Genomic DNA, 23,146 nt, shown 5'->3' on the forward strand with positions numbered 1-23,146 from the left:
CCCGGACGCTCTGCCCTTGTTCTGCTGCGATTCTCCTGGAGGGAGCGCCGTCACCGTCCGTTGGCGTCGGTGCCGGCGCGTGGATCATCCAGGGAGCTCGGTCCGCGAATGATGCGGTACAGGCCGTAGATGAAGACCAATGCGCCCCAGCCGGCCACGATCCATAGCGGCCCCGAGGTGCTGTCCGGCGCTGCGAGCAGCGCATAGATGGCGAATCCTACTGCCACCAGTCCGCCCACAATCGCCAGCCATAGACCAGGCCGACGCCTGCGGGTGCTGTCCACTGGTTTGCCAGTCATGGCTTTTCCCTTCGCTGGAGGGAAAGTTCAGCCCGCGTCATAGCGTTCTTCCCTTTCCTCGGATTCATCTTCGGTGTTCTCGTTGATGCTGCCGCGGCGAACCACGCGCTCGTCCCCTGGCTGGGCATCCTCATCCGGTTGGGTGGTGCGAGCCGGATTTTCAGGCTTCTCGCGTTCACTCATTGCTTCTCCTTCCATGGCGGTCTGCTACGAATTACGCAGGGCTTCGATGAGTCCGGCCTTGCGCATTTTCGAACGGCCATTAATCCCGATTTCCTTGGCCCGGTCCTGCAGTTCCCCGACCGTCCAGTCCTCGTAGTCTCCGGCTTTGCCTCCGCGCTTGCCCACTGCTGACCGGCCGTCGCGGGCGGCGGCGTTGGCGATGCGCGCCGACTTCTGCTTGGAGTTCCCCTCCTCGCGCAGCTCCTCGTAGAGTTCTTCATCCTTGATCCGGCTCTTGCCTGCCATGGGTTTCCTCCCTCGTACGCTTCGCCAGCTGGCCCTTTGCAGTGCCAGCACTGTGCGTTCCACGCTAGCCACTTCACTGATCAGGGGACAGTGCCCCTGCCGGACTTTGCGCTGAATCCCAGACTTCAGCGGTAGCACAATTCATGCAGCGGGGTGCGAAACTGGATCTTCGCAGAAAAAAGTCTGGCTGTTGCCGCCGAAGGTGGAGGGGACCCTCGCGCAGCGGAAGGCCCGGAGCACACTGGATGTGAACCCGGACGCCGCTGAGCGCACCGCGCCGGCGTCCTGCCGCAACAGCAGGAGGAAATCCCATGCCCGAGAAGAATCCCCAGGACCGCACTGAGCCGCTCGGTACCGAAAGCGAAGACCGCGCCGGCAAGGAAAAGATCAGCCCGCCCGAACAGCGCCAGGAGGAACCCGGCCTGGACCGGGACCTGAAGCCCAAGGCGGATCATGGCGAGCGCAGCTACAAGGGCCGGGACCGGCTGGCCGGAAAACGCGCTCTGGTCACCGGCGGCGACTCCGGCATTGGCGCGGCGGTGGCCATCGCCTTTGCCCGCGAAGGGGCCAAGGTCGCCTTGGCCTATCTGCCCGCCGAACAGCCTGATGCCGATGCCATCGCCGGGGTTCTGGAAGATGCCGGAGTCGAAGTCCACCTGCTGCCCGGGGACCTGCGGGACCGCAATTACCGCGATTCATTGATCGATGAGGCGGTGACCGCCCTGGATGGCTTGGACATCCTGGTGAACAACGCGGGCAAGCAGATCAGCGTCGAGTCCCTGGAAGAGCTGAGCGACGAGCAGGTCGAAGCCACCTTCGATGTGAACATTTTCGCGATGTTCGCCTTGAGCCGCGCAGCCCTGCAGGTGCTTCCCGAAGGCGGCTCCATCATCAACACCACCTCCATCCAGGCCTTCGATCCCTCAGATCACCTGATGGACTATGCCGCCACCAAGGGCGCGATCAGCAACTTCACCAAGTCGCTGGCTTCCCAAGCCGCGAAGAAGGGCATCCGGGTCAATGCCGTGGCGCCCGGCCCCATCTGGACTCCATTGCAGCCTTCGGATGGCCAGCCGATCGAGGCGCTGCCTGAGTTCGGCCACGATACCTGGCTTGGCCGGGCCGGCCAGCCGGTGGAAGTGGCCCCGGCCTATGTGTTCCTGGCCAGCGATGAGGCTTCCTACGTGGTCGGTTCCACGGTGCACGTGAACGGCGGCAAGAACCAGCCGTAGGACGGTGAACCGGTCCCCGGGCGATTGGGCCCGGGGATCATTCCACGTCATCCTTGCTGATGGTGAATTCCATATTCCTCCGCTCGTATTCGCGCTGGCTGAAGGTGGCGCGCTGGACTTCCTTGACTTCGTCAAAGCTGGAGCCGATGGCCCCGCCCATGGTTCCCAGCGAGGATGCCAGCCAGGCAAGGTTGATGTATTCGGCCAGCGTGACATCATGGCGCAGCTGGTAGGCGAGATATTCCTGGTCAATGACAATCAGCGAGCCTGCCAGCAAGGCAAGGAACAAGAGCAGGTACATGACCGTCGCGGCAAACCCGACCGTCAGCACGGTGGCCGCGTTGTAGACGACCATCCGCTCGCGGCGGCGGTTGCCCTTGGGCCTCTCCCACAACCGGTTGTGCAGCAGCAGCCAGAGCGTGAGGATCAGGATGCTTGAGACCGTGATCAGCGAAAGCCGCCCGGCAGGCAGGTAGTCGGCCATGGCCCAGATGCTCGTGTAGAACACGCCGAAGGCACCGGTGGCCACCGCACCTGCCATCGCGGAGGAAAGCCGCGGCACCAGTTTCCACGGCTGGTTGCTGCGCACCATCCCGGCGATCAGCAGCAACCGCCCGCGCAAACCCTCGATGCTCGAGATGCGGTTCTGCTCGTTCTGCCCGTCCTGCCGGCTGGCATGCACGCTCATCGCCCGTCCCAGCGGGGTCGGAGGCGGAGCCGGCTGCTTGCCGGTAGCCAATTCCCTGACCAGTTCGGCCAGTTCCCGTGCCACGGTGCGCGGCCGGGCCAACCCGAGGCTGGGCATGGAAAGCACGGCCGAGGCATCCTCGACGGAAATCACCGAACGCACGGGCCGGTTCTGCACATAGTGCGGGGCATCGGTGAGGTAGATGATGAAGTCCCAGCCATGCTTTTCCCGGAGCCTGGGCACCTTGTCGTTCAGCGCGACCCGTCCGCTCTCCCCCAAGGGCAGGGAAAAGGGAGCTACCTGCACGTCCCATTGCTGCTCGTGCTCCTGCAGCTTCTCCATGACCCCTTCCAGCCGGGCAACGATCCGATTGGCCATCGCGTCGGCTATGCCAGGGTCGGCAATTAATCCCACCGTGCGCTTCTCGGGCTCTTGCACGCTCATCAGCACCTCGCAGCTCTCAGGGCAGCAGTTTGGCCCGCTCCCACAGCTCACACTAGGAAGTCGCGCCCGGGCCTGCAGTGCCGTTCAGCAACCTTGCAGGAATCAGCCCCGGCAGTGCACGCTTGATCCCCGGAATTCCGGGGATCCCCGACTCACAGGCAATGCCCATCAAACTTGCCTTGTTGCCTGCTGCCCGGTGTGGAATGGTCGGTGCCATCGCCCATCTGATGAAGAAAGGACCATCCATGGAATCCAACCAGCCAGAAGAAGAGCGGCACGCGGGGATCACTCCAACGCCCGATGAGCCCGCGGAGGAAAAGGAGAATTCTGTCGGGGACCACGAAGACGCGTTCGAGCAGCCAGCCGAGGAGCAGGACCCGGACCAGGTTGACACCGACCAGTTCAATACCGACTGATCCGCGTTTGTGTTCCGCCGGCAACGATACGACTAGGAGATAACCTCTTGAAAGCATTGACATGGCAAGGCAAGCGAAAGATCGGTTTCAGCGATGTCCCGGATCCGGTGATCCAAGATCCCGGGGACATCATCATCAAGGTCACTTCCACCGCGATTTGCGGATCGGACCTGCATCTCTATGAGCTGCTGGGCCCCTACATGCATGCCGGCGACGTGCTGGGCCACGAAACCATGGGCATCGTCCAGGAAGTTGGCAGCGGCATCACCAAGCTGTCGGTAGGCGACCGGGTAGTCATCCCGTTCAACATCTCCTGCGGCCACTGCTGGATGTGCCAGCACGACCTGCAGTCGCAGTGCGAGACCACCCAGGTGCGCAAGCACGGCAAGGGCGCCCAATTCTTCGGATACTCCGAACTCTACGGACAGGTGCCCGGCGGCCAAGCCGAATACCTGCGCGTGCCCCATGCCGATTACGGTGCGGTAAAAGTTGGCGACCAGCTGCCCGACCACCGCTACCTTTTCCTCTCCGATATCCTGCCCACCGCGTGGCAGGGCGTGCACTACGCCAATGTCCCCGACGGCGGAACCCTCGCGGTCTACGGGCTCGGGCCGGTGGGGCAGCTCGCCGCGCGCATCGGCCGGCACCTGGGCTATGAGGTGCTGGGCATCGACCCGGTGGCAGAACGCCGCGCCATGGCCGAGCGCCACGGCATCCAGACCCTGGACTTCACCAAGGACACCGTGGGCGAATTGCGCGGGCGCACCGGTCGCGGCCCCGATGCCGTGCTCGATGCGGTGGGCATGGAAGCCCATGGTTCCCCGGTCTCCTCGATGTTCCAGCAAGCCACCGGGTTGCTGCCGGACAAGGCCGCGCAGCTGGCCATGGAGAACGTCTCCGCGGACCGCACCAGCGTGCTGGATTCGGCCATCGATGCCGTGCGCCGCGGCGGCACCCTGTCGATCAGCGGCGTCTATGCCGGGGCCGCCACCCCGGTGCCGATGGTGAAGCTGTTCGACAAGCAGATCCAGATCCGACAGGGCCAATGCAATGTGCGCTCATGGACCCAGAAGCTGCTGCCGCTGGCCGAGGATGCAGCCGACCCGCTGGGCCTGGACGACTTGGTCACGCACGAGCAGCCGCTCTCGAACGGCCCGCAGATGTACGAGACCTTCCAGAAGAAGCAGGATGCGTGCATCAAGGTGGTGCTCAAGCCCTAGCGGCTAGGCGCTTTTCTTCCCGGAACCGGAGGCCTTCTTCTTGTGTGGCGAGGAGGAGGCCTCCTTTGCCGTTGCCTTCTTCGTGGCTGGTTTCTTCGTGGCTGGCTTCTTGGCTGCCGCCGTTTTCTTCGCCGCTGGTTTCTTCGCCGCTGGTTTCTTCGCCGCCGTTTTCTTCGCCGCTGGTTTCTTCGCCGCCGCGGCCTTCCCATCCTTGGCTGCCTTGGCCGGGGCCTTGGCCTTGCGCCCATCAATGCTGCGCTTGAGCGCCTCCATCAGATCGATGACCTCCCCGGACTCGCTGCCCTGGTCCGGGGAACCGAAGGTCGCCTCGGTATCCAGGTCCTCACCCTGCTCGATTTTCGCTTCGATCAGCGCCTGCAGCTGGACCTGATAGTCATCCTGGAACTCGTGCGGCGTGAAATCACTGCTGTACTGGTCTACCAGAGCGGCAGACATCTTCAGTTCCTGCTCGCTGATCCGCGGTGATTTCTCCGGTGCCACTGCCTCGGCATCGCGCAGCTCGTCCGCCCACATGACCGCTTGCAGCACCATCACCTTGGATCGGACACGCAAGATGCCCAGCCGGGTCTTCTGGCGCAGGGCGAAGCGCACCACTGCCAGCTTCTCGGTGTCCTGAAGCGTTCGGCGCAATAGCTCGTAGGCCTTGGGCGATTTGGAGTCCGCCTGGAGATAGTAGCTCTTCTCCAGCATCAGGGGATCTACTTGGCTGGCCGGGACGAACTGGACCACCTCGATTTCGCGGCTCTTCTCCGCAGGCAACGCGTCCATGTCCTCATCGGTGAGCACAATGGTCCGTTCTCCGTCCTCATAGGCCTTGTCCAGATCCTTGTAGGCGATTTTCTTCCCGCACACTTCGCATCGGCGCTCGTAGCGGATCCGTCCGCCGTCCTTGTCATGGACCTGGTGCAGGTCGATGTCGTGGTCCTCGGTGGCGCCGTAGGCCTTGACCGGCACGTTCACCAGGCCGAAGGCAATTGATCCAGTCCAGATAGCTCGCATGGGCATAGTGAAGCATCTTTCCAGCCAGTGTGTCACTGCCCTAGTGATTCTGGCAGGCGGCGCTGAGGTTCGGCAGCGCGAAACGCAAAGCTTGCTTGGAACGCTGGATTCCCCGGCGCCGCTCGGGAAGATTGGTCCTCATAAGGCAAAGCAAAGGACAGCGCATGGCACGCAGGGAGCAAACCGTCACCGTCGCGGGGCACACGCTGAAGGTCAGCAATCTGGATAAGGTCCTGTACCCGCAGACCGGGACCACCAAGGGCGAAGTCATGGACTACTTCCAGCAGGTGGCCCCGGTGCTGATTCCGCATGCCGCGTGGCGCCCGGCCACCCGCAAGCGCTGGGTGGACGGCGTGGGGACCCCCGAAGAACCGGGCAAGGTGTTTTTCCGCAAGGATCTCGAGGACTCTGCCCCAGGCTGGATTCCCTCGGCCAAGCTGCAGCACAAGACCCACTCCAATATCTATCCGCTAGTCAACAACGAGGCGGTGCTGGCCTGGATGGCCCAGGTGGCTGCGCTGGAAATCCATGTTCCCCAGTGGCGCTTCGATTCCTCGCTGGAACCTGCCAATCCGGACCGGCTGGTGCTGGACCTGGATCCCGGTCCGGGCGCCGGCTTGGAGCAGTGCGCTGAAGTCGCCCTGATCTGCCGGGAGATTCTCGACGGCATGGACCTGCCCAGCTTTCCAGTGACCTCCGGTTCCAAGGGCATCCACCTCTATGCCGGACTGGATGGCAAATACACCTCGGAGCAAGTCAACGAGGTGGCCAAGGAATTGGCCTCCACCTTGCAGAAGGAGCATCCGCAACTGGTTCTCGCCAGCATGAAGCGCTCGCTGCGCGAAAACAAGGTGTTCGTGGACTGGAGCCAGAATAACGCCTCGAAGACTACCGTCTGTCCGTACTCGCTGCGCGGCCGGGCACGGCCCACTGTCGCGGCCCCGCGGACCTGGGAAGAAATCGAAGCGCCGGGTTTGGAGCAGCTGGACTTCCACGAGGTGCTGGACCGCCTTGCTGATGGAATCGATCCGCTGGGGCAGCTGGCCTCGGGACAACAGCAGGACCCCGATCGCCTAGCGGTCTACCGCTCCAAGCGCGATGCGGCGCTGACACCTGAACCGGTGCCGGAGCAATCCGGGAATTCCCAGTCCGTGCAGCCGGGCGGAAAGGACGGCACCGGGCTGTCCTTTGTCATCCAGGAACATCATGCCCGCGCGCTGCATTGGGATTTCCGCCTGGAGCACGACGGAGTGCTGGTCTCCTGGGCGGTGCCCAAAGGCCCACCCCTGGAACCAGGAATCCAGCGCTTGGCGGTCATGACCGAAGACCATCCGCTCTCCTACGCAAGCTTCGAAGGCAGTATCCCCAAGGGCCAATACGGTGCCGGGGAAGTATCGATCTGGGATTCGGGCAGTTGCACCATCGAGAAGTGGCGCGAAGGCAAAGAAGTCATCGCCGTGCTCATCGGCTCCCGCGAGGGCGGGCTGGGCGGAGTGGACCGGCGGTTCGTGCTGATCCAGGCCGCAGGGATGGGCGGCAAGGACAATTGGTTGCTGCAGCTGGCCAAGGAACAGCCGGTAGGAGCCGATGCGGGAACGTCCGCTGATTCCGGTGACGGAGAACCGGAGGCTGCTCGCGAGCCTAGCGCCAAGCAGGCCGTGGCTGATCTGTCGGGCCAAGCGTTGCGCCCCATGCTGGCCACTGCCGGCACTGCTCGGGAGATCTCCGGCGAGCGGGATTGGAGCTTTGAAATGAAATGGGACGGCTACCGCGCGTTGGCAGTAGTCGATGGCGCCAAAACCAAGCTGATCAGCCGCAACGGCCACGACCTGACCGGAGACTTCCCGGAACTCGAAATCCTCGGTTCGCTGCTGCCGGAACGCTGTGTGGTGGACGGGGAAATCGTCGCCCTGGATTCTTCGGGCCGCCCTGACTTCTCGCTGCTCCAGCAACGGGTGGCCCACCAGCGGAAGAAACGCACGAAGCAGGCCTCGGCCATCAGGATCCAGTACCTGGTCTTCGACGTGCTGCAGCTGCCATATGACAAGGATGCAGGACTGGTGGATCTGACTGCTCTGCCCTACGAGCAACGCCGCCAACGGCTTGCGGGCCTGGATCTCGACCACCAGTACCTGCAGGTGCCACCGGCCCACACCGGGACCTTGGAGCAGGCCATCGAGACCAGCCGTGCGCTGGGCCTGGAAGGCGTGGTGGCCAAGGAACGCGACTCCGTCTACGAGCTGGGCCGGCGCAGCACCAGCTGGGTGAAGCTCAAGCACCAGCGGCACCAGGAAGCTGTGGTGATTGGCTGGCGGTCTGGACAGGGGTCGCGTCGCCGCAGCCTGGCCTCGCTGCTGCTGGCCATTCCGGGAAATGGCGGCTTGGAATACGCCGGCCGGGTGGGCACCGGATTCAGCGACGCGCAACTGGCCGAAATCCGCGAGCGGCTTGAAAAGATCGAACGCAAGACTCCCCCGGCCAAGAACATCCCGGCAGCGCATCAAAGCGATGCGCACTGGGTGAGCCCGAAATACGTGGCAGAAGTCCGATACAGCGAACTGACCTCGGACCGCCTTCTGCGCCATCCGGTGTGGCGCGGCTGGCGCGATGAGAAGCAACCGGATGAGGTCCGCTGGGAACAGGCGGATCCGACCGGGAACCAAACTCCAACTAACCGCTAACAGAGGAGCAGAACATGAAATTGCTGGTAAAGATCTTCGGAACCCTGATTTCGCTCGGTGCAGGCTGGCTCGGAGCCAAGCTCGTCTCCGGGGTCTGGCATAAAGCCATGGGTGAAGAACCGCCATCGCTGGCCAACCCCGAAAAGCAGCAGCAGGCCGCCGTAGGCAAGGTGCTGGCGTTCGCCGTGATCTCGGGGGCAAGCGCTTCTGCCATCCAGGCCATGGCCAAACGGTGGACGCGTTCCCTCGAAGCCAAGGCCGCCAACCGCTAGCAGGCCGCATTCTGGCCGGTAACCGGATGCACCGGGTCGCGCAGCTGTTGCCAGTTGCCCGCCTCGGTGTTTTCGTTGGTGCAGGGCAGCTTTCTGCGCGGTGTCCACTGCCCTAGTGCATCGCAGATGGCTGAAGGCCTGCGGAAATCGCAAAGTGATTAACTGGCCGGTCGGCAGTTTCGCCAGCAGGCAGAACTGCCAACGGGAACGCAGGCTTTTGCATCAGCCGGTTCCGTTGCCAGGAGCTGGATCAGGTCTTGGCAGCCGCCAAGTCCTTTCTGCCTGCGGTGAAAGCGTGCAGCACGGTCCATGGCGAGGTTATTGCCCTCCAGAAGACGTCGGATCGCTCTCGACCGGAATTCCGCTCTGGCAGGCAGGAACACCCCGGAAAATCCGGTAAGCACGAGGACACCAGAACACCAGGGCGCGAATGCGCCGTGGTCCAGTCCATTGGAAATATATCCCAGAAGTCTCTGGCATTGAGTGCATCCACTGAATTAGAATGAAAACAAAATATCACTATATGAAAGTTGAATCGATGACTGCCCATTCTTCTCCGCTCACCGCCGGCCAGCCAGCGCCAGCCTTCTCCCTGCAAGATGCCAAGGGAGAGACCATCTCGCTTTCGGATTATTCAGGGCAGAAAGTCATCGTGTATTTCTACCCCAAGGCCGCGACTCCCGGCTGCACCACCGAGGCCTGCGATTTCCGCGACAACCTCAATTCGCTGCAGGCCGCAGGATTCTCCGTTCTGGGCATCTCCCCGGACGCGCCAGAAGAGCTGGCAGCCTTCGCTAGCGATGAATCGCTGAACTTCCCGCTGCTTTCCGACCCGGGCAACGAAGTTGCCAAAGCCTACGGCTCCTACGGTGAAAAGAACATCGGGGAAAAGACCGTCGTGGGCACCCTGCGCTCCACCGCTGTCATCGATGAAGACGGCAGCATCCGCCAAATTGAATATGCCGTGGATGCCCAGGGGCATGTGGCGCGACTTCGCGATTCCCTCGGAATCTAGAGGATTCCGCACCCGGATCTTTCCGGTGCCAGCCCGGATGCTTCGAGCCGGGGCCAGCTTTCACCGGCCCCGGCCACACCCTGCAGTCTGCAGTCTGCGTTGAGGATCCCTGGACGGCAAGCTACATCTGCATCTCGGAATGGGCATTGGCCAACAGATGCGTGAAAGCACCACGCTCGAATGCAGCCCGCTGGCGGACCGCTCCATTGCCTGTCTCCAGCATGTTCCTGAGTGAAATCACGGCATAGTCGTAATCTCCATGAGCCCTCAATGCGTCCTCAATGAGTCGGAGCATTCTGCGGGCCAGTTCCTCCACAGCGACCTGCTCTCCGGTTCGCGTGTCCACGTGCACTCCGGTGATTCCGTTCTTGGCCGCTTGCCACAATGAGAGGTCCAGGACTTCGGGCAGATACTCGATCGCATCGAATTCGCCGGCCACCGCAGTCTCGACCAGCCCTCGCATGAGCACGGCCAGCAATACCGAATCCTGCGCTCTCAACTGCGAGTCCGCGACCCGAATTTCGAGTGTCGGGTACTTTTCCGACAACCGGGCGGACCATCCGATGTGGCCTGGGTCGGGAACTGCATCGGTTCCATTGATTCGCGCAAGCCGAGTCCCATAGTCTTTCGAATCCTTGAAGTACGGCGGAATTCCCTGGACGGACCACTTTCGATAGTGAATGGTTCTCCACGATGAAAAGTTGCTGTCGACCCCTCTCCAATACGGAGAATTGGCGCCCAGGGCGCAAAGAAATGGCAGCCATCCGCGCAAGAAGTTGAGCGCACGAATTCCCGCTTCGGAATCCGGGATGGACACATGGACGTGCAAACCGCACATGTAATGCTCTGACGCTATTCCGGAAACGAAGTTGCCGATTTCCCGATACCTTGCATTATCGGTCAGCTCCGGAGCCTGCTGGGCAATCATCGGCGCCGCGCCCAAACCCGCGACCAGCAGGCCGCGGGAGGCCGCTTCGCTTGCCAGAGCACTGCGGAAACTTCCCAGCTCATGCAGGGCCTGATCCCGGTCTTCGCAGATGGCGCTGGCATGTTCTATTTGGCAAGCAAGCAGTTCGTTCTGCACTTCGCCATTGCGTTGCGAATCCAGCGCTTGCCGTAACGCTTCTTTATCCGTGCTGGCCGGCAACCCTGTTTCTGCGTCGAACATGAAGAATTCTTCTTCAATGCCAAAGGTGCTCATTTCGTGCCTCCCGGAACATGGCTGCTAGGGCGTCGGACCAGCAACCGGCCTGTGTTGACTTACTGCTGGCTAACCTGGTCTGCCTGATGCGAACTAGCGGGGAACTGCTCATCATTCTTCTTGCGCGGAACGGATTGCCGCATGATCAATCCCCTTTCAGCTAGGCTGCGAATATCCGGATGGCCGCAGCTTCATCCGCCTCGGCGGCTTGCGTTCTGCGTAAGCGGATTCTGAAACAGTAGATCCCGTAGCCTGGCTGCATCTGCTTGCCCGATGGATTCTCATGGTTTTCCCATCAACCCAGAATGAATCGGACATGAAATCTGAACTAGCTGTGAGGTTCAGGGACATTGTTTAGTCGGGCGAAGGGTGCGCAGCCAATCGCTGAGTGGTGTCGGTGGTGGTTGTAGAAGTGGAGCCAGCCGGGCAGAGCCAGGCGTCGCTCGGCGTTTGAACCGTAAAACTTGGCATAAGCCCACCCGCCCCCGAGTGTGCGGTGGAACCGCTCGATCGTCCCGTTCGTCTGCGGCTGATAGGGAGGTGCTCGCTTGTGTCTGATGCCAAGCCGAGCGCAGAAGTCCCTCCAAAGGTGGGATCTGTAGGCCGACCCGTTGTCGGATAGGACTCGCTCGACGGTCACGCCCCGTTCAGCGAACCAGGCCACAGCGCGTTCGAGAACTCCCACCGCTGTGCTTGCCCGCTCGTCCATGCAGATCTCTGCATAAGCGGCTCGGGGGTGGTCGTCGATCACTGTGTGAACGAACGCCGTTCCGGTCCGCGGCTTGTGGTCTTTGCCTCTGGGCAGTCCCGGAGTGGCGGTTCTGTTCCGTGCGCCTTGCTGCCGACCAACGTAACGATGTCCACCACCGTCGGGGATATTCCCGAACTTCGTGACATCGACATGGATCAACGATCCCGGATAAGGGTGCCCATGTCGCCGCAAGGGCTCACCAGTGACACGATCGATATGGGAGAGGCGGTTCACGCGGCAACGGGCGAGGACCGCTTGAACCCTGGACGCCGGGAGACAAAGTCACGCAGCGATCTGGGCTGGACCAGCCGAAGTCGCAAGCGCAGATTGATGATCTGCTTCTTCTTGGCATGCTCGGGCGTCCTGCCTGGACTGCAATGCGGCCTGCTGGAGCGATGCTGCATCCCATGCCCACCCTCTTCCCGTCAACGACCGGCCCCCTTCCGGGCAGTGATCGGAGAGAGCATATACATCTTCGCTGCCATCGTGGCCGGATAGCCGTCTTCAACAATCAGACGGGCTATCCGGAGACGGGTACGAGGCGTGAGCAGCGCATTTGGATCAGTCATCGATTGGCCTCCGCAGTGGTTTCCAAAAGCGTGTGCCGGCTCAGCACCATGGTCAAGAGCGCGGCCGCCGCCAATGCCGCGGCCACCCAGACCGGCGCGAGCACCCCCAACCCTGCCGCGAGCCCGAACGCGCCAAGCACAGGACCCGCCGCGGCACCGAGGTTCAAAGCCGCGGTTGCGTACGAACCGCCCATCGTTGGAGCAGCCGACGCTGCATACAGCACACGCGTGATCAAGGTGATGCCAATGCCGAACGACAGGAAGCCCTGAACGAAGACGAGGACGATAAGCGCAACGGGATGCGACGCGACCAATGCCAATCCGATCCATCCTGTCAGCAGCAGCGGGCCGCCGACTGCAAGCACGACGCCGGGGCGTTGATCTGACAGTCGCCCAGCGATCGTGACGCCAAGGAATGATCCGACGCCGAACATCACCAGTGCGAAGGACACCCACCCATCAGCCATCCCCGCAGTCTCGGTCACTACGGGGGCGAGGAAGGTGAACGCCGCAAAGGTCCCTCCGTTGATCAGCGCTCCAAGTGCCATGGCCAGGATGAGCCGCGGCGTCGCCAACTGGCTGAGCTCGGCACGAAGCCTTGGCGAGGACCCGGCAGTTGCGGTCTGACCGGCATTGTTCGTGATCCCTCGAACGACTCCGAAGACCGCCGGAATACAGAGGATGGCGACTGCCCAGAACGTCGTTCGCCAGCCCAACGCTGTGCCGAGCAGAGACCCAGCGGGGACACCCGCGACGGTTGCGATCGTCGTGCCGGAGAGCAGGATCGACAGTGCACGCCCCTTCTGGTTCGCTGGCACGAGAGTAGTGGCCGTGCTCAGTGCTACGGCGAGGAATCCTGCGTTTGCAAGAGCGCTGAGCACCCGGGTAATGAGGAGGAGAGCGAACACGGGTGTCATCGCTCCGATGACGTGGCTTCCCGCGAACACGAGAAGGCAGACGATCAACGTGAGCCGCGGTGGCCAACGGCGAGCGAATGCCGCCATCACTGGCGCGCCGATGACCATACCGATCGCGAAGGCCGAAGTCAGCAGGCCCGCCGTGCCGACCGAGACGTCAAGCTCGGTCGCGATCGCGGGGAGCAATCCCGCGAGCATGAATTCTGAAGTGCCCATGACGAAAACCGCCAAGGCAAGCATGTAGAGAGCAAAAGGCATCGAGTACTCCGAAGTAAGAAATCAAGAAATGGTTCTTCTTGTCACCACGGCCAGCACCCCGGGTACGCCAGACATACGCCCACACAGATCGTGGGCGTCGTAACTACTGGTTGAAGGGGCTGGCGGTGTGACCGACAACCCCGGACTTGTCTGACTCGGGACTCGACATATCCCGAACTCTACAGCGCTCGACTGCGCGTGGTGTGGATAGACGCGTCCCTAATCGGCACGACGTCGTTGCGCGCGGGGGCAGAACACTGTCCCTGGACATCACAACTGGCTCTGGAAGCGGCAACGATCTGCCCGCATCTGCGGGGAACAGCAAGCACGGCTGTGGACGTTGGAAATGCGGTCCGTTCCGGCGTACATACGAAGCCTAGCGACGGGCAGTCCGCGGCAGACCAAACAAACTACTGACTAGGCCGGAAGCTAAGTTCAAAAAGCTCTCCTCTGAGCCTGAAAATTAGCTGAGAACCCAGGGCCACCCCTCCCGGTCGCAGATCAAGTGGCCTAGGTTTGAAACACACTCCGCTTCTCAACGACGGCGAGCCTTGCCTGCCGGCAGGCTAATCCGCAATCTGCGAAGTGGCGTGACTTATGGGGTGCACTCGAGAGTTACGAACAAAGTGGAGGTAGTACTAATGCCAGGACGTATAGTCAGGTCCAAGACTGCTGAACGTGTCGCCGAACTCCTGGGGTCGCGCGAAGGACGCTCCCATCTGAGCGAGTACGGGTGGATCCAAGGAATGCCCGTGATCATTGCACAACTCAACGAGCCGGTAGACGACGTCATGGGCCTCGCTTCCGTTCACAATTGCGCTGTTCTCGTGGCGATACTGGACGCCCAGGGCGAGCAGCTTCGTTTCATCCATGTCTCGCCTCCCAACGGTGCTCTCCGGATCGTCGATGAGACTCCTGCGAATACCCGGATCTGCACGCTCTTCGAGCAAGCGGAGGAAAGCGGCATGCTGGCCTTCCGAGTTCGGTATTGGACCCACACGGCAATCGCCAACGCCCTGCCAGTCTTCACCCCGGAAGAACAGTGGCCGCTGGCGATGACGCGCAGCTAGCTGCCGGGGCACTGGAGGCCCCGCCCAGGTGCCGCTGATTCAACGGCTCGCTGCTAACCGCATATAGGCCATTTTCGACTGACGGTCCTGGCTTACCCGGAATTCTCCGGGGAAGCCAGGACCGCTGCCGCAATCCCCTGTCTTAGCGCCCAGCGATCTTCACCAGCTTGTGGTTGATGAATTCGTCCATGCCGTACTTGCCCAGCTCGCGGCCGATGCCCGAGCGCTTCACGCCGCCAAAAGGCAGCTCAGGGTAGGAAGCCGAAGGCTCGTTGACGGCCACCATGCCGCTTTGCAGCTGCACGGAAACGCGCTCTGCGCGTTCCATGTCCTGGGTGTGGATGGAAGCTCCCAGCCCGTAGTCGGTGTTGTTGGCCAGGGCCACGGCTTCTTCTTCGCCATCTACCTTGTAGAGCACGGCGACCGGGCCGAATAGCTCCTCGGAGAAGGCACGCATCTCGGGGGTCACCCCGGCAAGGATGGTCGGCTCGTAGAATGCGCCCTCGCCCTGGATCGGCTTGCCGCCGGCCAGGACCTGGGCACCCTTGTCGATGGCATCCTGCACCTGTGCGGCCAAGCCGTCGCGGGCTGCGGCCGAAGACAGCGGGCCGAGGAAGTTCTCCGGCTGGGCCGGGTCGCCCACCTTGATTCCGGCCACCTGCTCCACTAGCGCCTGGGAGAAGTCCTCGTAAACCGAGGAATCGATAATGAAGCGCTTGGCCGCGTTGCAGGCCTGGCCGGTGTTCCCGAAGCGGGCGCGCATGCCCAGCTTGGCGGTGCGCGCCACGTCCGCGTCGTCGAAGACCACGAATGGATCCGAGCCGCCCAGCTCCAGCACCACCTTCTTCAGGTTGCGCCCGGCAATTTCTGCCACGGCCGCTCCGGCGCGCTCGGAACCGGTCAGGGATACTCCCTGCACCCGGCGGTCGGCGATGATGTCCGCGACCTGGTCATTGGTGGCGAAGATGTTCACATACGCGCCTTGCGGGGCTCCTGCTTCCTTGAAGATCTCCTCCATGGCCAGCGCCGACTCCGGGCACTGCGGCGCGTGCTTGAGCAGGATGGTGTTGCCGTTCATCAGGTTCGGACCGGCGAAGCGTGCCACTTGGTAGTACGGGAAATTCCACGGCATGATGCCCAGCAGCGCGCCGACCGCTTCCTTGCGCACCAGCGCCTTGCCGCCCGAAGCGATTTCCAGCTCTTCGTCTTCCAGGTACTTCGGGCCGTTCTTGGCGTAGTAGCGGTAGATCGCCGCCACGATGCCGATTTCCCCCAGCGACTGCTTGATGGGCTTGCCCATCTCGCGGGTGATGATCGCGGCCAGCTGATCGGCGCGTGCCTCGTAGATGTCAGCCACGCGCTCCAGCAGGGCGACGCGTTCCTGAAGCGCGGAGACCGACCACTGGGTGTAGGCGTTGTGCGCCTCGGCGATGGCATCCTGGATCTGCGCATCGGTGGCAGTCGGGTAGGTTGCTTCGACTACGCCGGTGGCGGGATTGGTAACGGCATAAGTGGACATGGTGCTCCTTCGAAGATTCGCTTGTTGGACACTTAGCGCCCAGTCTTCCAGCTCCCGTCGCCAATGCCCCGGACTCGTCGGGTATTGGCGTGTTCGCCACGGAAAGTGCCGCTGCTCCTCCAAAGCTGCGAACTGGGCCGCAGCAGGGATTGCAGTACTGCTGGACTCCTCGCAGCTGCGCCGGGTGGTGCGCTGGACGCTCGGGATCCGGCTCGATCCTACTCGCTTGCCTCCTGCTTTCCTGGAAGCTCCGAGCTGTCGCCACCGAACCTGAATGCTTCCTGCGGATTGGCCGCGATCTGTGACCTGCGGCGCGCTCTTGCCTAGCGTCGTAGGCAACCAGCAGCGCTCCGCACGGACTGCGGAGCCGGATGCGCGGCCACCTGCCGCGCCACCCGCAGCTGACGACAGCAGCAGAGGAAGGGAAGACATGAGCACCAACGATCACACCAGTTCGAATCCATTCCCCGATGACCCGCGCAGCACCCCGCAACCCGGAACCGTCCGCCACGGCCTGAACGATCCGGATCCGTTGACCGAGCCGCAAACCGACCTGTTCCCGTCGGGCACTGTCGAACCGGTACCGGCCGACACGCATGATTCCGATGACCTGCAGTCCGCAGGAAGCGGCAATACCTCGGGTAAAGCGCAGGCAGCCCAGGATCTGGCGCGCGAGGGCCAGGAATCCGCCACCCACGTGCTTGACAGCGCCAAGCAGGAAGCCTCGATGCTCGCTGAGCAGGCCAAGGACCAGGCCACCCACCTATGGGATGAACTCGGCTCCGACCTGAAGGAGCAGACCTCCGCGCAGCAACGGAAGGTCGCGGCCAACCTGCGCGACATCAGCGATGAGTTCCGCGCCATGCTCGACCAGTCCAGCGCGAGCGGAACCGCCTCCATGCTGGTGGACCAGGCTTCGCATCACAGCGGACAGGCCGCCGATTGGCTCGAACAGCGCGAACCGCACGACTTGCTGGACGAGGTCAAGGGCTTTGCACGCAAGCGTCCTGCGGCCTTCTTGGGACTGGCGCTGGGCGCTGGGCTGCTGGCAGGACGCATGACGCGAAATGCCAGCGAGCCGAAAAACACCACAGGGCACCGCGACCAGGAACCGCGTCCCGGCGCCACCAGCGCACCGAACGTCGCGGCCGGAGACGGACCTGGCCCGGTGCGGGTTGACCCGTCCTTCCACGGAACCACCCGCGTGGATTCTGCAGGCAACCCGGTCCATGCCGATTCGGTGGACGTTGACCCGCTGCGCTCCTACCCTCCTGGAGATCCGCGCAGCACCGACTACCGCTAGGAGCATTCGATGACTCACACGACGCCAGATCCCGATTCCGATTCCGCAGAACATGAACGCAGTTCCCTCGGCGCCCTGTTCAATGACCTGACCCAGAACGTATCGCTGCTGGTTCGCCAAGAGATCGAGCTGGCAAAGACGGAGTTGAAGGAGTCGGCCAGCTCCGCCGGCAAGGGTGCGGGCATGTACGCCGGTGCCGGTGTTGCCGGCCATTTCGTCTTGCTGTTCCTTTCCGTTGCGGCTTTCTTCGGATTGTCGCTCTGGATTGGCTACGGCTTCTCGGCCTTGGTGGTCGCCGCCCTCTGGGCGGTGATCGGTCTGGTCTTGGCAAGCGCAGCCAAGAAGAAGATGCAAGAGATCAAGGGACTGCCTAATACGGCCGAGACAGTCAAGAGGATTCCATCAGCTTTTACTCCGAAGGATGATGCACCATGAGCAAGAATTCAGAAGAACTCCGCGCGGAAATCGCCCAGACACGAGGCGACATGCAACAGGATGTGGATGCGATTGCCGACAGGGTCAGTCCCAGCCACATTGCCCACCGACAATCCGAAAAGGTCAAGGACTCATTCAGGAAGGTGAAGGACTCAGTCATGGGAACCGGTGAATCAACAAGTGACCAGCTGCACCACTACAGTGAAGACGCCGCGGAAGCCGTCAGGGACGCACCGCACAGGGTGGTGGAGCAGACCACGGGCAATCCGCTGGCCGCCGGAATCATCGCCTTCGGGGCGGGACTGCTGGCCTCGTCGCTGCTTCCGGGGACCCAGAAAGAAGCCGAGCTGGTCCAGCGGGTCAAGGACAAGGCAGAACCGCTGGCCGAAGAGGCCAAGGATGCGGCGAAGCGGATTGCCGAAGACCTGCGGGAGCCTGCGCGGCAGGCCGCCGAGGACCTGCGGGATTCCGCGCAGGAATCCGTGCAGACCGTGAAATCCGAAGCCAACTCCGAAGCCGAGCATCTGCACGGCGAAGCGAAGGACACGGCCAAGGAGATGGGTAACGGCTCCTGATCCCTAGGCGCGGCAAGAGGCTGGTGCGTGCAATCACTGATTGGAACCACCAGCCTCTTGCTCTGCCCGGTAGGCGCTGAGCCAGTCGGGGAATCCACCGTGATTTAGCTAGCTAAGCTAAATAACCACTAGGATGAGTCCATGGAGAATCCCAAATGACTCAGTCTGCTTTGCCTACGCAGCTGGTATGGTTCCGCGATGATCTGCGCACCAGCGATCACCCAGCGTTGGATGCCGCGCTTTCTTCCGGTCCGGTGATCGCGGTGTATGTCCTGGACCAGGAATCTGCCGGCATCCGCCCGCTGGGCGGCGCGGCCAAATGGTGGCTGCATCAGGCGCTGGAGGACCTTCGCAGATCGCTGGAAAAACTGGGAATCCCGCTCATCCTGCGCCAAGGCCCGGCCGCCGGGATCATCAGCGAATTCGCGCACGAAGGCAACGTGCAGACCGTGCACTGGAACCGCCGCTACGGCCACGCCGAACGCGCCGTCGACATGCAGATCAAGCAGGAGCTGCAGGCGCGAGGCGTCCACGCCCGCAGCTACAGCGGGACGCTCTTGCATGAGCCCTGGGAGCTGCTGACCAAGAACAACACCGGCTACAAGGTCTTCACGCCCTTCTACAACGCGTTGCGCGACAGCAAGATCCGGCCTCCGTTGCCCGCGCCACAGGCACAAGAACCCCTCCCGAACACTAATCTTCCCGCCAGCGACGAGTTGGAGAGCTTGGAATTATTGCCGGCTTTGGACTGGATTCACGGGCTCGCCGCGCAATGGGAACCCGGAGAAGCGCCTGCGCGCCAGCGCCTGGAGCAGGTGCTGGAATCAATCGCCGAAGACTACCCGGAGCACCATGACCGCCCCGATCTGGACGGAACGTCTGCCCTCTCCCCCGCCTTGCGCTGGGGGCATGTCAGCGCAAGCCAGATGTGGGAGGCGCTGGGCCGTCTGGCCGCCGTAAATCCCGAGGCTTCCGACGGTGCCACCGCTATGCGCCGCCAGCTCGCCTGGCGGGATTTCTGCTGGCACCTGTACTACCATCACCCGCAGCTTCCGGAGCGGAATCTGCGTGCGCAGTTCGATCATTTCGACTGGGCCTGGCCTGAGGCAGACCCGCAGGCCGCGGAATATATGAGCTGTTGGCAACAAGGACGCACCGGTTTCGGTCTAGTGGACGCCGGCATGCAGCAGCTTTGGCAGACCGGATGGATGCATAACCGGGTGCGGATGGTGGCAGCCAGCCTGCTGGTCAAGAACCTGCAAGTGCATTGGAAGGTCGGCGAGCGCTGGTTCTGGGACACCTTGGTAGATGCGGATCTCGCCAGCAATACTGCCAATTGGCAGTGGGTCGCTGGAAGCGGCGCCGACGCGGCACCTTACTTCAGGGTGTTCAACCCGGAACTGCAGGCCAAGAAATTCGATCCCCAGGGAAGCTACACGGCTCGATTCGCGCCGCTGGCCGCGGAGCCCATTGTGGACCTGAAGCAATCGCGGCAGGCTGCATTGGATGCTTACGAGCAGATGAAACTCAGCTCATAGTCGCGAAGCGTCTGGCAGCGAGAAGATGAAGCCCGCAGATCCACGATGACCTGCTATTCGCTGTTTCGGCCCAGCGCATCTTCGGCTCGCTCTCTCAACGCATCAGCTTCCTTGCCGAGGGATCCAGAGCGTCCCCAACCGAACACCAATGCGAAAACGCCTACCGCATCCTTGGGTGCCTCCGGTGCCGGCAAATAAGTCCAATCAAGACCAATCCGCCTTCCGTCCTTCTCCGAAGAACTTCTACAGGGTTCCTTCCGGAACCCGCAGAACTCGACACGGACTAGAATCCGTGTCCCAGGAAGGACTGATTGCCATGCGCACATCGCCTAACCGCTTGCTCGCAACGATTTTCGGGGCCGTGTACCTCCTTGTCGGCCTGCTCGGGTTCCTTGTCACTGCCGGCGTGGATTTCTTCGCAACAGAGGGCGGGAAGCTGATCATTTTCGAGGTCAATCCACTTCACAACGTCATCCACCTGGCCATCGGCGCAGCACTGCTCATCGCTGGGCTCGGATCCGTGCGTGCTTCCAAGCTCGCCAACACCACGGTGGGCGCCGTCTACCTCCTGGTTGGCATCCTCGGCCTCTTCTTGGCCTCTACAGCACTGAACATCATTGCCCTGAACGGTGCGGATAACGTCCTGCATCTAGCCAGCGCGATTGTCCTGCTGTCGGTAGGCCTGTCCCAGGACCGGACGCCAGCAGCCCATACTGCACGGTCATGATTTCCCATGAGGCCATGGAGCCTGCCACCGAACCTGCCATGCAAGGGCGAGATGCAGTTGCGGGCTCCATTGCCTTCGGCGGCCTCTATGCCGGGATCGCCGGACTGGGAGTTGCGGCGCTGGCCGCGGCCTCCTCCGCCAGCCTGGCCTCGGCATTCGGGGTCGGGTCCGCCCCGGCACCGTGGTGGGCGTGGCTCGGCGTGATAGCATCCGCAGCCTGGGCTGGGGTGGCGCTGGTGTACGCCGTTGCCAGCCTGCTGAAGGCAGCGGCCCCTGCCGTGAAGCTTGCGGTCCCCTGCCTGGCGCTCGTCTCCTCCGTGCATTTAGCCAGCATTGTTGCCGGCCTTTGGGGGTTCCCGGAGGGAACGAAGAATCTGGATCTCACGATTGCTTCCTTGCTGCTGCTTGAGCTGTCGGTGCTGGCGGTATTCCTGTGGCAGCGCAAGCGGCGGAAGAACTATCCGCACCGGGCAGTGCGTTCCAGCAGCCTAGTTGTCCTCGGGAGCATGTTTGCCGGTTCGGTTGCGGTTGCGGCGGTTGCCAGTTTGGGGTTGGCAGCTTCGTCCGCTGGAGAACTCGCGGTACCGCATTCCGAGCACGGCGCTCATCGTTCGGGAGACATCGACCCGGGAATCATTGGCAAGATGAAACAGGCAGAACACCACCACTAGCCGCAGCCAGGGGGCCAGTGCCAGTGATCCAACTGGCCCCGATAGCTGCAGGCTAGGCCCGCGGATCAACAATGATTTTCACGTGTTCCTCATTGTTGTTGATCAGCTGGTCGAACCCTTCGGAAACCAGCTCGTCGAGCCCGATGCGCCCGGTGATGAACGGGGCCAGGTCCAGTTTGCCGCTTTGCACCAGGGCAATGGTGTCCGGATGGTCATTGGCGTAGCCGATGGTGCCGCGCAGGTCGATTTCCTTCAAGACCAGCTTGGGCATGTCCACTTGCGGCTTATGCCCCCAAATCGAAACGTTGACGATCACCCCGCCGGGAGCCACCGCGTCCAGGAGCATATCCAGCACCACCGGGACCGAGGAACACTCGAATCCGGTATCCGCACCCCGGCCGCCGGTCGCTTCGCGCACCCGTTCGGCCACGTCCCCTTCCCTGGGATCGAAAATCCCGTCGGCAATTCCGGTTTCCCGGGCCTTGGCTTTGCGGGCCTCGGAGAGTTCCGAGATGTAGACTGTCAGCCCCTTGGCCTTGAGCACCGCTGCGGTCAGCAGGCCGATCGGGCCGGCACCTCCCACGATCGCCACCTGCCCGGCCTTCGCCCCGGAGCGGACGAAGGCGTGGTGGGCCACCGACAGCGGCTCGATCAGCGCGGCCTCATCCAGGGGGATCTTGCCGATGGGATGCACCCAGCGGCGTTCCACTACGATTTTCTCGGACAGCCCTCCCCCGCGGCCGCCCAGGCCGATGAAGTTCATGTCCTGGGAGAGCTGGTACTGCTGGCCCTTGCTGGTGTCCACATCCCCATGGATGATGTACGGTTCCACCACGACGTTCTCGCCGATTTCAAGGCCGGTGACGCCCTCGCCCAGGGCGGTGATGGTTCCAGAGAATTCATGGCCCATGGTCACCGGCGCGCTTTCTCCCGAGATCGGGTGCGGATGCCCGGCCGGCGGGATGAAGATCGGGCCCTCCAGGTACTCGTGCAGATCGGTGCCGCAGATGCCGCACCAGGCCACGTCGATGGCCACCGTTCCGGGCTTCAGCTGCGGTTCATCGATGTCTTCGATCCGGATGTCCTTCTGGTCGTAGTACCGTGCTGCGCGCATGGTTCCCCCTCGAATCTTCCTGCCTGTTCCCGACCGGCCCAATGCCGATCGGTGCTTCCAGCACCCAAGCTACTGCGGCCGCCAGGATTTGAGAACCGTTGCAAGAGGTTTCACCCGGTGGCCCCAGCAAGCCATCCAGTCAATGCCCAGCCAGCAACGCACGGCCTGGTTAGCGGCGCACAATGGACTATGGACATCATGTCGGCGGCGCAGCGTTCGCGGCTCATGTCGCGCATTTCCAGCAAGAACACCGGGCCGGAACTGGCCTTGCGCCGATTGCTGCATGCCGCCGGGTACCGCTACCGCGTGCACGGCATCCTGCCTGCACAGCAAGTTGCCCAGCTGCGCTCTTTGCATCCCGGGATCCCGTTGCGGGGCGGGAAACTCCCCGGTTCCCCGGATCTGGTCTTCAGTGCCCGGCGCAAGGCGATCTTCGTCAACGGCTGCTTCTGGCACGGCCATGATTGCCCGGTGGGCCAGCGCCGCCCCGCATCCAATACGGGTTATTGGAATCCCAAGCTGGATGCCAATATCGCCCGGGACCAGCGCAACCGCGATAGCCTGGCCGCACTTGGCTGGGAATCGCTGACGCTCTGGGAGTGCGAGCTGAAGTCGATGGATGGCATCTTGCGCAGGGCGGCAAGCTTCCTCGGCCCGGCGCGCATCCTGCCGCGCGGCGCCACCGTGCAAGACCCGTCCAAGGGCACCGGGGTTGGCTAAGATCGAAGAGTCCAAGCCCGCCA

24 protein-coding genes and 1 pseudogene are annotated in these 23,146 nt (G+C 62.7%); 14 read left to right on the forward strand and 11 right to left on the reverse strand.

All coding sequences use genetic code 11. From position 1 onward, the window contains the following. Positions 1-50: 50 nt before the first annotated feature. The 3 genes from ACNPN0_RS13990 to ACNPN0_RS14000 are packed head-to-tail and all read right to left on the reverse strand — an operon-like array spanning position 51 to position 767. Positions 51-299 carry a hypothetical protein gene (locus ACNPN0_RS13990; RefSeq protein ID WP_146112949.1) on the reverse strand — a complete coding sequence of 83 codons (249 nt, stop codon included), beginning with the start codon at positions 297-299 and terminating at the stop codon, positions 51-53. A 27-nt stretch (positions 300-326) separates the two neighbouring features. Next, positions 327-482 (reverse strand): hypothetical protein, encoded by a 156-nt coding sequence (locus ACNPN0_RS13995; protein ID WP_181149051.1) that lies wholly within the window; start codon positions 480-482, stop codon positions 327-329. Between the two features lie 24 nt (positions 483-506). After that, positions 507-767 (reverse strand): DUF7218 family protein, encoded by a 261-nt coding sequence (locus ACNPN0_RS14000; RefSeq protein ID WP_448937991.1) that lies wholly within the window; start codon positions 765-767, stop codon positions 507-509. Between the two features lie 311 nt (positions 768-1,078). Between ACNPN0_RS14000 and ACNPN0_RS14005 the strand changes: the two genes are divergently transcribed. Next, positions 1,079-1,999 carry an SDR family oxidoreductase gene (locus ACNPN0_RS14005; RefSeq protein WP_332503942.1) on the forward strand — a complete coding sequence of 307 codons (921 nt, stop codon included), beginning with the start codon at positions 1,079-1,081 and terminating at the stop codon, positions 1,997-1,999. Positions 2,000-2,036: 37 nt separating this feature from the next. Here ACNPN0_RS14005 and ACNPN0_RS14010 read toward each other — a convergent pair whose 3' ends face one another. Beyond that, entirely contained in the window at positions 2,037-3,131 is a 1,095-nt protein-coding gene (locus ACNPN0_RS14010) for a hypothetical protein (protein ID WP_448937990.1), read from the reverse strand. Positions 3,132-3,376: 245 nt separating this feature from the next. On the opposite strand from ACNPN0_RS14010, the gene ACNPN0_RS14015 reads away from it, so the two are divergent. After that, positions 3,377-3,547 carry a hypothetical protein gene (locus tag ACNPN0_RS14015; protein WP_359185095.1) on the forward strand — a complete coding sequence of 57 codons (171 nt, stop codon included), beginning with the start codon at positions 3,377-3,379 and terminating at the stop codon, positions 3,545-3,547. Positions 3,548-3,594: 47 nt separating this feature from the next. Continuing rightward, entirely contained in the window at positions 3,595-4,767 is a 1,173-nt protein-coding gene (locus tag ACNPN0_RS14020) for an alcohol dehydrogenase catalytic domain-containing protein (RefSeq protein WP_448937989.1), read from the forward strand. A 3-nt stretch (positions 4,768-4,770) separates the two neighbouring features. On the opposite strand, the gene ku is transcribed toward ACNPN0_RS14020, so the two are convergent. Then, a complete protein-coding gene (ku, locus tag ACNPN0_RS14025; protein ID WP_448938938.1) occupies positions 4,771-5,793 on the reverse strand; it encodes a non-homologous end joining protein Ku in 1,023 nt (340 codons plus the stop codon). Between the two features lie 158 nt (positions 5,794-5,951). Here ku and ACNPN0_RS14030 point away from each other — a divergent pair, with 158 nt between their 5' ends. The 3 genes from ACNPN0_RS14030 to bcp all read left to right on the forward strand — a co-directional run bounded on the left by ACNPN0_RS14030 (position 5,952) and on the right by bcp (position 9,755). Further along, entirely contained in the window at positions 5,952-8,468 is a 2,517-nt protein-coding gene (locus ACNPN0_RS14030) for an ATP-dependent DNA ligase (RefSeq protein ID WP_448937987.1), read from the forward strand. Positions 8,469-8,482: 14 nt separating this feature from the next. Continuing rightward, positions 8,483-8,740 carry a DUF4235 domain-containing protein gene (locus tag ACNPN0_RS14035; RefSeq protein WP_105656071.1) on the forward strand — a complete coding sequence of 86 codons (258 nt, stop codon included), beginning with the start codon at positions 8,483-8,485 and terminating at the stop codon, positions 8,738-8,740. Between the two features lie 538 nt (positions 8,741-9,278). After that, the gene (gene bcp / locus ACNPN0_RS14040) at positions 9,279-9,755 is read left to right on the forward strand and encodes a thioredoxin-dependent thiol peroxidase (RefSeq protein ID WP_105656374.1); all 477 of its coding nucleotides are present in this window, start codon (positions 9,279-9,281) and stop codon (positions 9,753-9,755) included. Positions 9,756-9,876: 121 nt separating this feature from the next. Here bcp and ACNPN0_RS14045 read toward each other — a convergent pair whose 3' ends face one another. The 4 genes and pseudogenes from ACNPN0_RS14045 to ACNPN0_RS14060 form a co-directional block, all read right to left on the reverse strand. Continuing rightward, on the reverse strand, positions 9,877-10,956 hold the full coding sequence (locus tag ACNPN0_RS14045; RefSeq protein WP_448937985.1) for a carboxylate-amine ligase: 1,080 nt from the start codon (positions 10,954-10,956) through the stop codon (positions 9,877-9,879). A 328-nt stretch (positions 10,957-11,284) separates the two neighbouring features. After that, positions 11,285-12,276, reverse strand: a pseudogene (locus tag ACNPN0_RS14050) (IS481 family transposase). Further along, positions 12,273-13,451, reverse strand: coding sequence for a Cmx/CmrA family chloramphenicol efflux MFS transporter (locus tag ACNPN0_RS14055; RefSeq protein WP_448937984.1), 1,179 nt, complete (start codon positions 13,449-13,451; stop codon positions 12,273-12,275). Before ACNPN0_RS14055 ends, ACNPN0_RS14050 begins: the two are co-directional and overlap by 4 nt. Positions 13,452-13,472: 21 nt before the next feature. Further along, positions 13,473-13,526 carry a chloramphenicol resistance leader peptide gene (locus ACNPN0_RS14060; RefSeq protein WP_124770126.1) on the reverse strand — a complete coding sequence of 18 codons (54 nt, stop codon included), beginning with the start codon at positions 13,524-13,526 and terminating at the stop codon, positions 13,473-13,475. Positions 13,527-14,203: 677 nt separating this feature from the next. Here ACNPN0_RS14060 and ACNPN0_RS14065 point away from each other — a divergent pair. Next, a complete protein-coding gene (locus tag ACNPN0_RS14065; RefSeq protein ID WP_286134036.1) occupies positions 14,204-14,521 on the forward strand; it encodes a hypothetical protein in 318 nt (105 codons plus the stop codon). A 142-nt stretch (positions 14,522-14,663) separates the two neighbouring features. Here ACNPN0_RS14065 and ACNPN0_RS14070 read toward each other — a convergent pair whose 3' ends face one another. Beyond that, a complete protein-coding gene (locus ACNPN0_RS14070; RefSeq protein ID WP_448937983.1) occupies positions 14,664-16,040 on the reverse strand; it encodes an NAD-dependent succinate-semialdehyde dehydrogenase in 1,377 nt (458 codons plus the stop codon). A gap of 430 nt (positions 16,041-16,470) precedes the next feature. Here ACNPN0_RS14070 and ACNPN0_RS14075 point away from each other — a divergent pair, with 430 nt between their 5' ends. The 6 genes from ACNPN0_RS14075 to ACNPN0_RS14100 all read left to right on the forward strand — a co-directional run bounded on the left by ACNPN0_RS14075 (position 16,471) and on the right by ACNPN0_RS14100 (position 21,289). Beyond that, a complete protein-coding gene (locus ACNPN0_RS14075) occupies positions 16,471-17,343 on the forward strand; it encodes a hypothetical protein (protein WP_448937982.1) in 873 nt (290 codons plus the stop codon). Between the two features lie 9 nt (positions 17,344-17,352). Continuing rightward, complete coding sequence (locus tag ACNPN0_RS14080; RefSeq protein ID WP_359185074.1) at positions 17,353-17,778, forward strand: phage holin family protein; 426 nt, start codon at positions 17,353-17,355, stop codon at positions 17,776-17,778. After that, complete coding sequence (locus tag ACNPN0_RS14085) at positions 17,775-18,353, forward strand: DUF3618 domain-containing protein (protein WP_448937981.1); 579 nt, start codon at positions 17,775-17,777, stop codon at positions 18,351-18,353. The genes ACNPN0_RS14080 and ACNPN0_RS14085 overlap by 4 nt, the downstream gene beginning before the upstream one ends. A gap of 155 nt (positions 18,354-18,508) precedes the next feature. Then, complete coding sequence (locus ACNPN0_RS14090; RefSeq protein ID WP_448937980.1) at positions 18,509-19,891, forward strand: cryptochrome/photolyase family protein; 1,383 nt, start codon at positions 18,509-18,511, stop codon at positions 19,889-19,891. A 316-nt stretch (positions 19,892-20,207) separates the two neighbouring features. Continuing rightward, positions 20,208-20,618: a DUF4383 domain-containing protein gene (locus ACNPN0_RS14095; protein WP_041650329.1), complete on the forward strand. Its 411-nt coding sequence runs from the start codon at positions 20,208-20,210 to the stop codon at positions 20,616-20,618. Next, positions 20,615-21,289 carry a hypothetical protein gene (locus ACNPN0_RS14100; RefSeq protein ID WP_426733308.1) on the forward strand — a complete coding sequence of 225 codons (675 nt, stop codon included), beginning with the start codon at positions 20,615-20,617 and terminating at the stop codon, positions 21,287-21,289. The genes ACNPN0_RS14095 and ACNPN0_RS14100 overlap by 4 nt, the downstream gene beginning before the upstream one ends. A 52-nt stretch (positions 21,290-21,341) precedes the next feature. On the opposite strand, the gene ACNPN0_RS14105 is transcribed toward ACNPN0_RS14100, so the two are convergent. Continuing rightward, complete coding sequence (locus ACNPN0_RS14105) at positions 21,342-22,403, reverse strand: 2,3-butanediol dehydrogenase (RefSeq protein WP_426733306.1); 1,062 nt, start codon at positions 22,401-22,403, stop codon at positions 21,342-21,344. 117 nt (positions 22,404-22,520) lie between these two features. Here ACNPN0_RS14105 and ACNPN0_RS14110 point away from each other — a divergent pair, with 117 nt between their 5' ends. Next, a complete protein-coding gene (locus tag ACNPN0_RS14110) occupies positions 22,521-23,123 on the forward strand; it encodes a very short patch repair endonuclease (protein ID WP_426733304.1) in 603 nt (200 codons plus the stop codon). The last annotated feature ends 23 nt before the right edge of the window (positions 23,124-23,146 follow it).

The sequence above is a fragment of the Glutamicibacter sp. AGC84 genome (assembly GCF_053543575.1).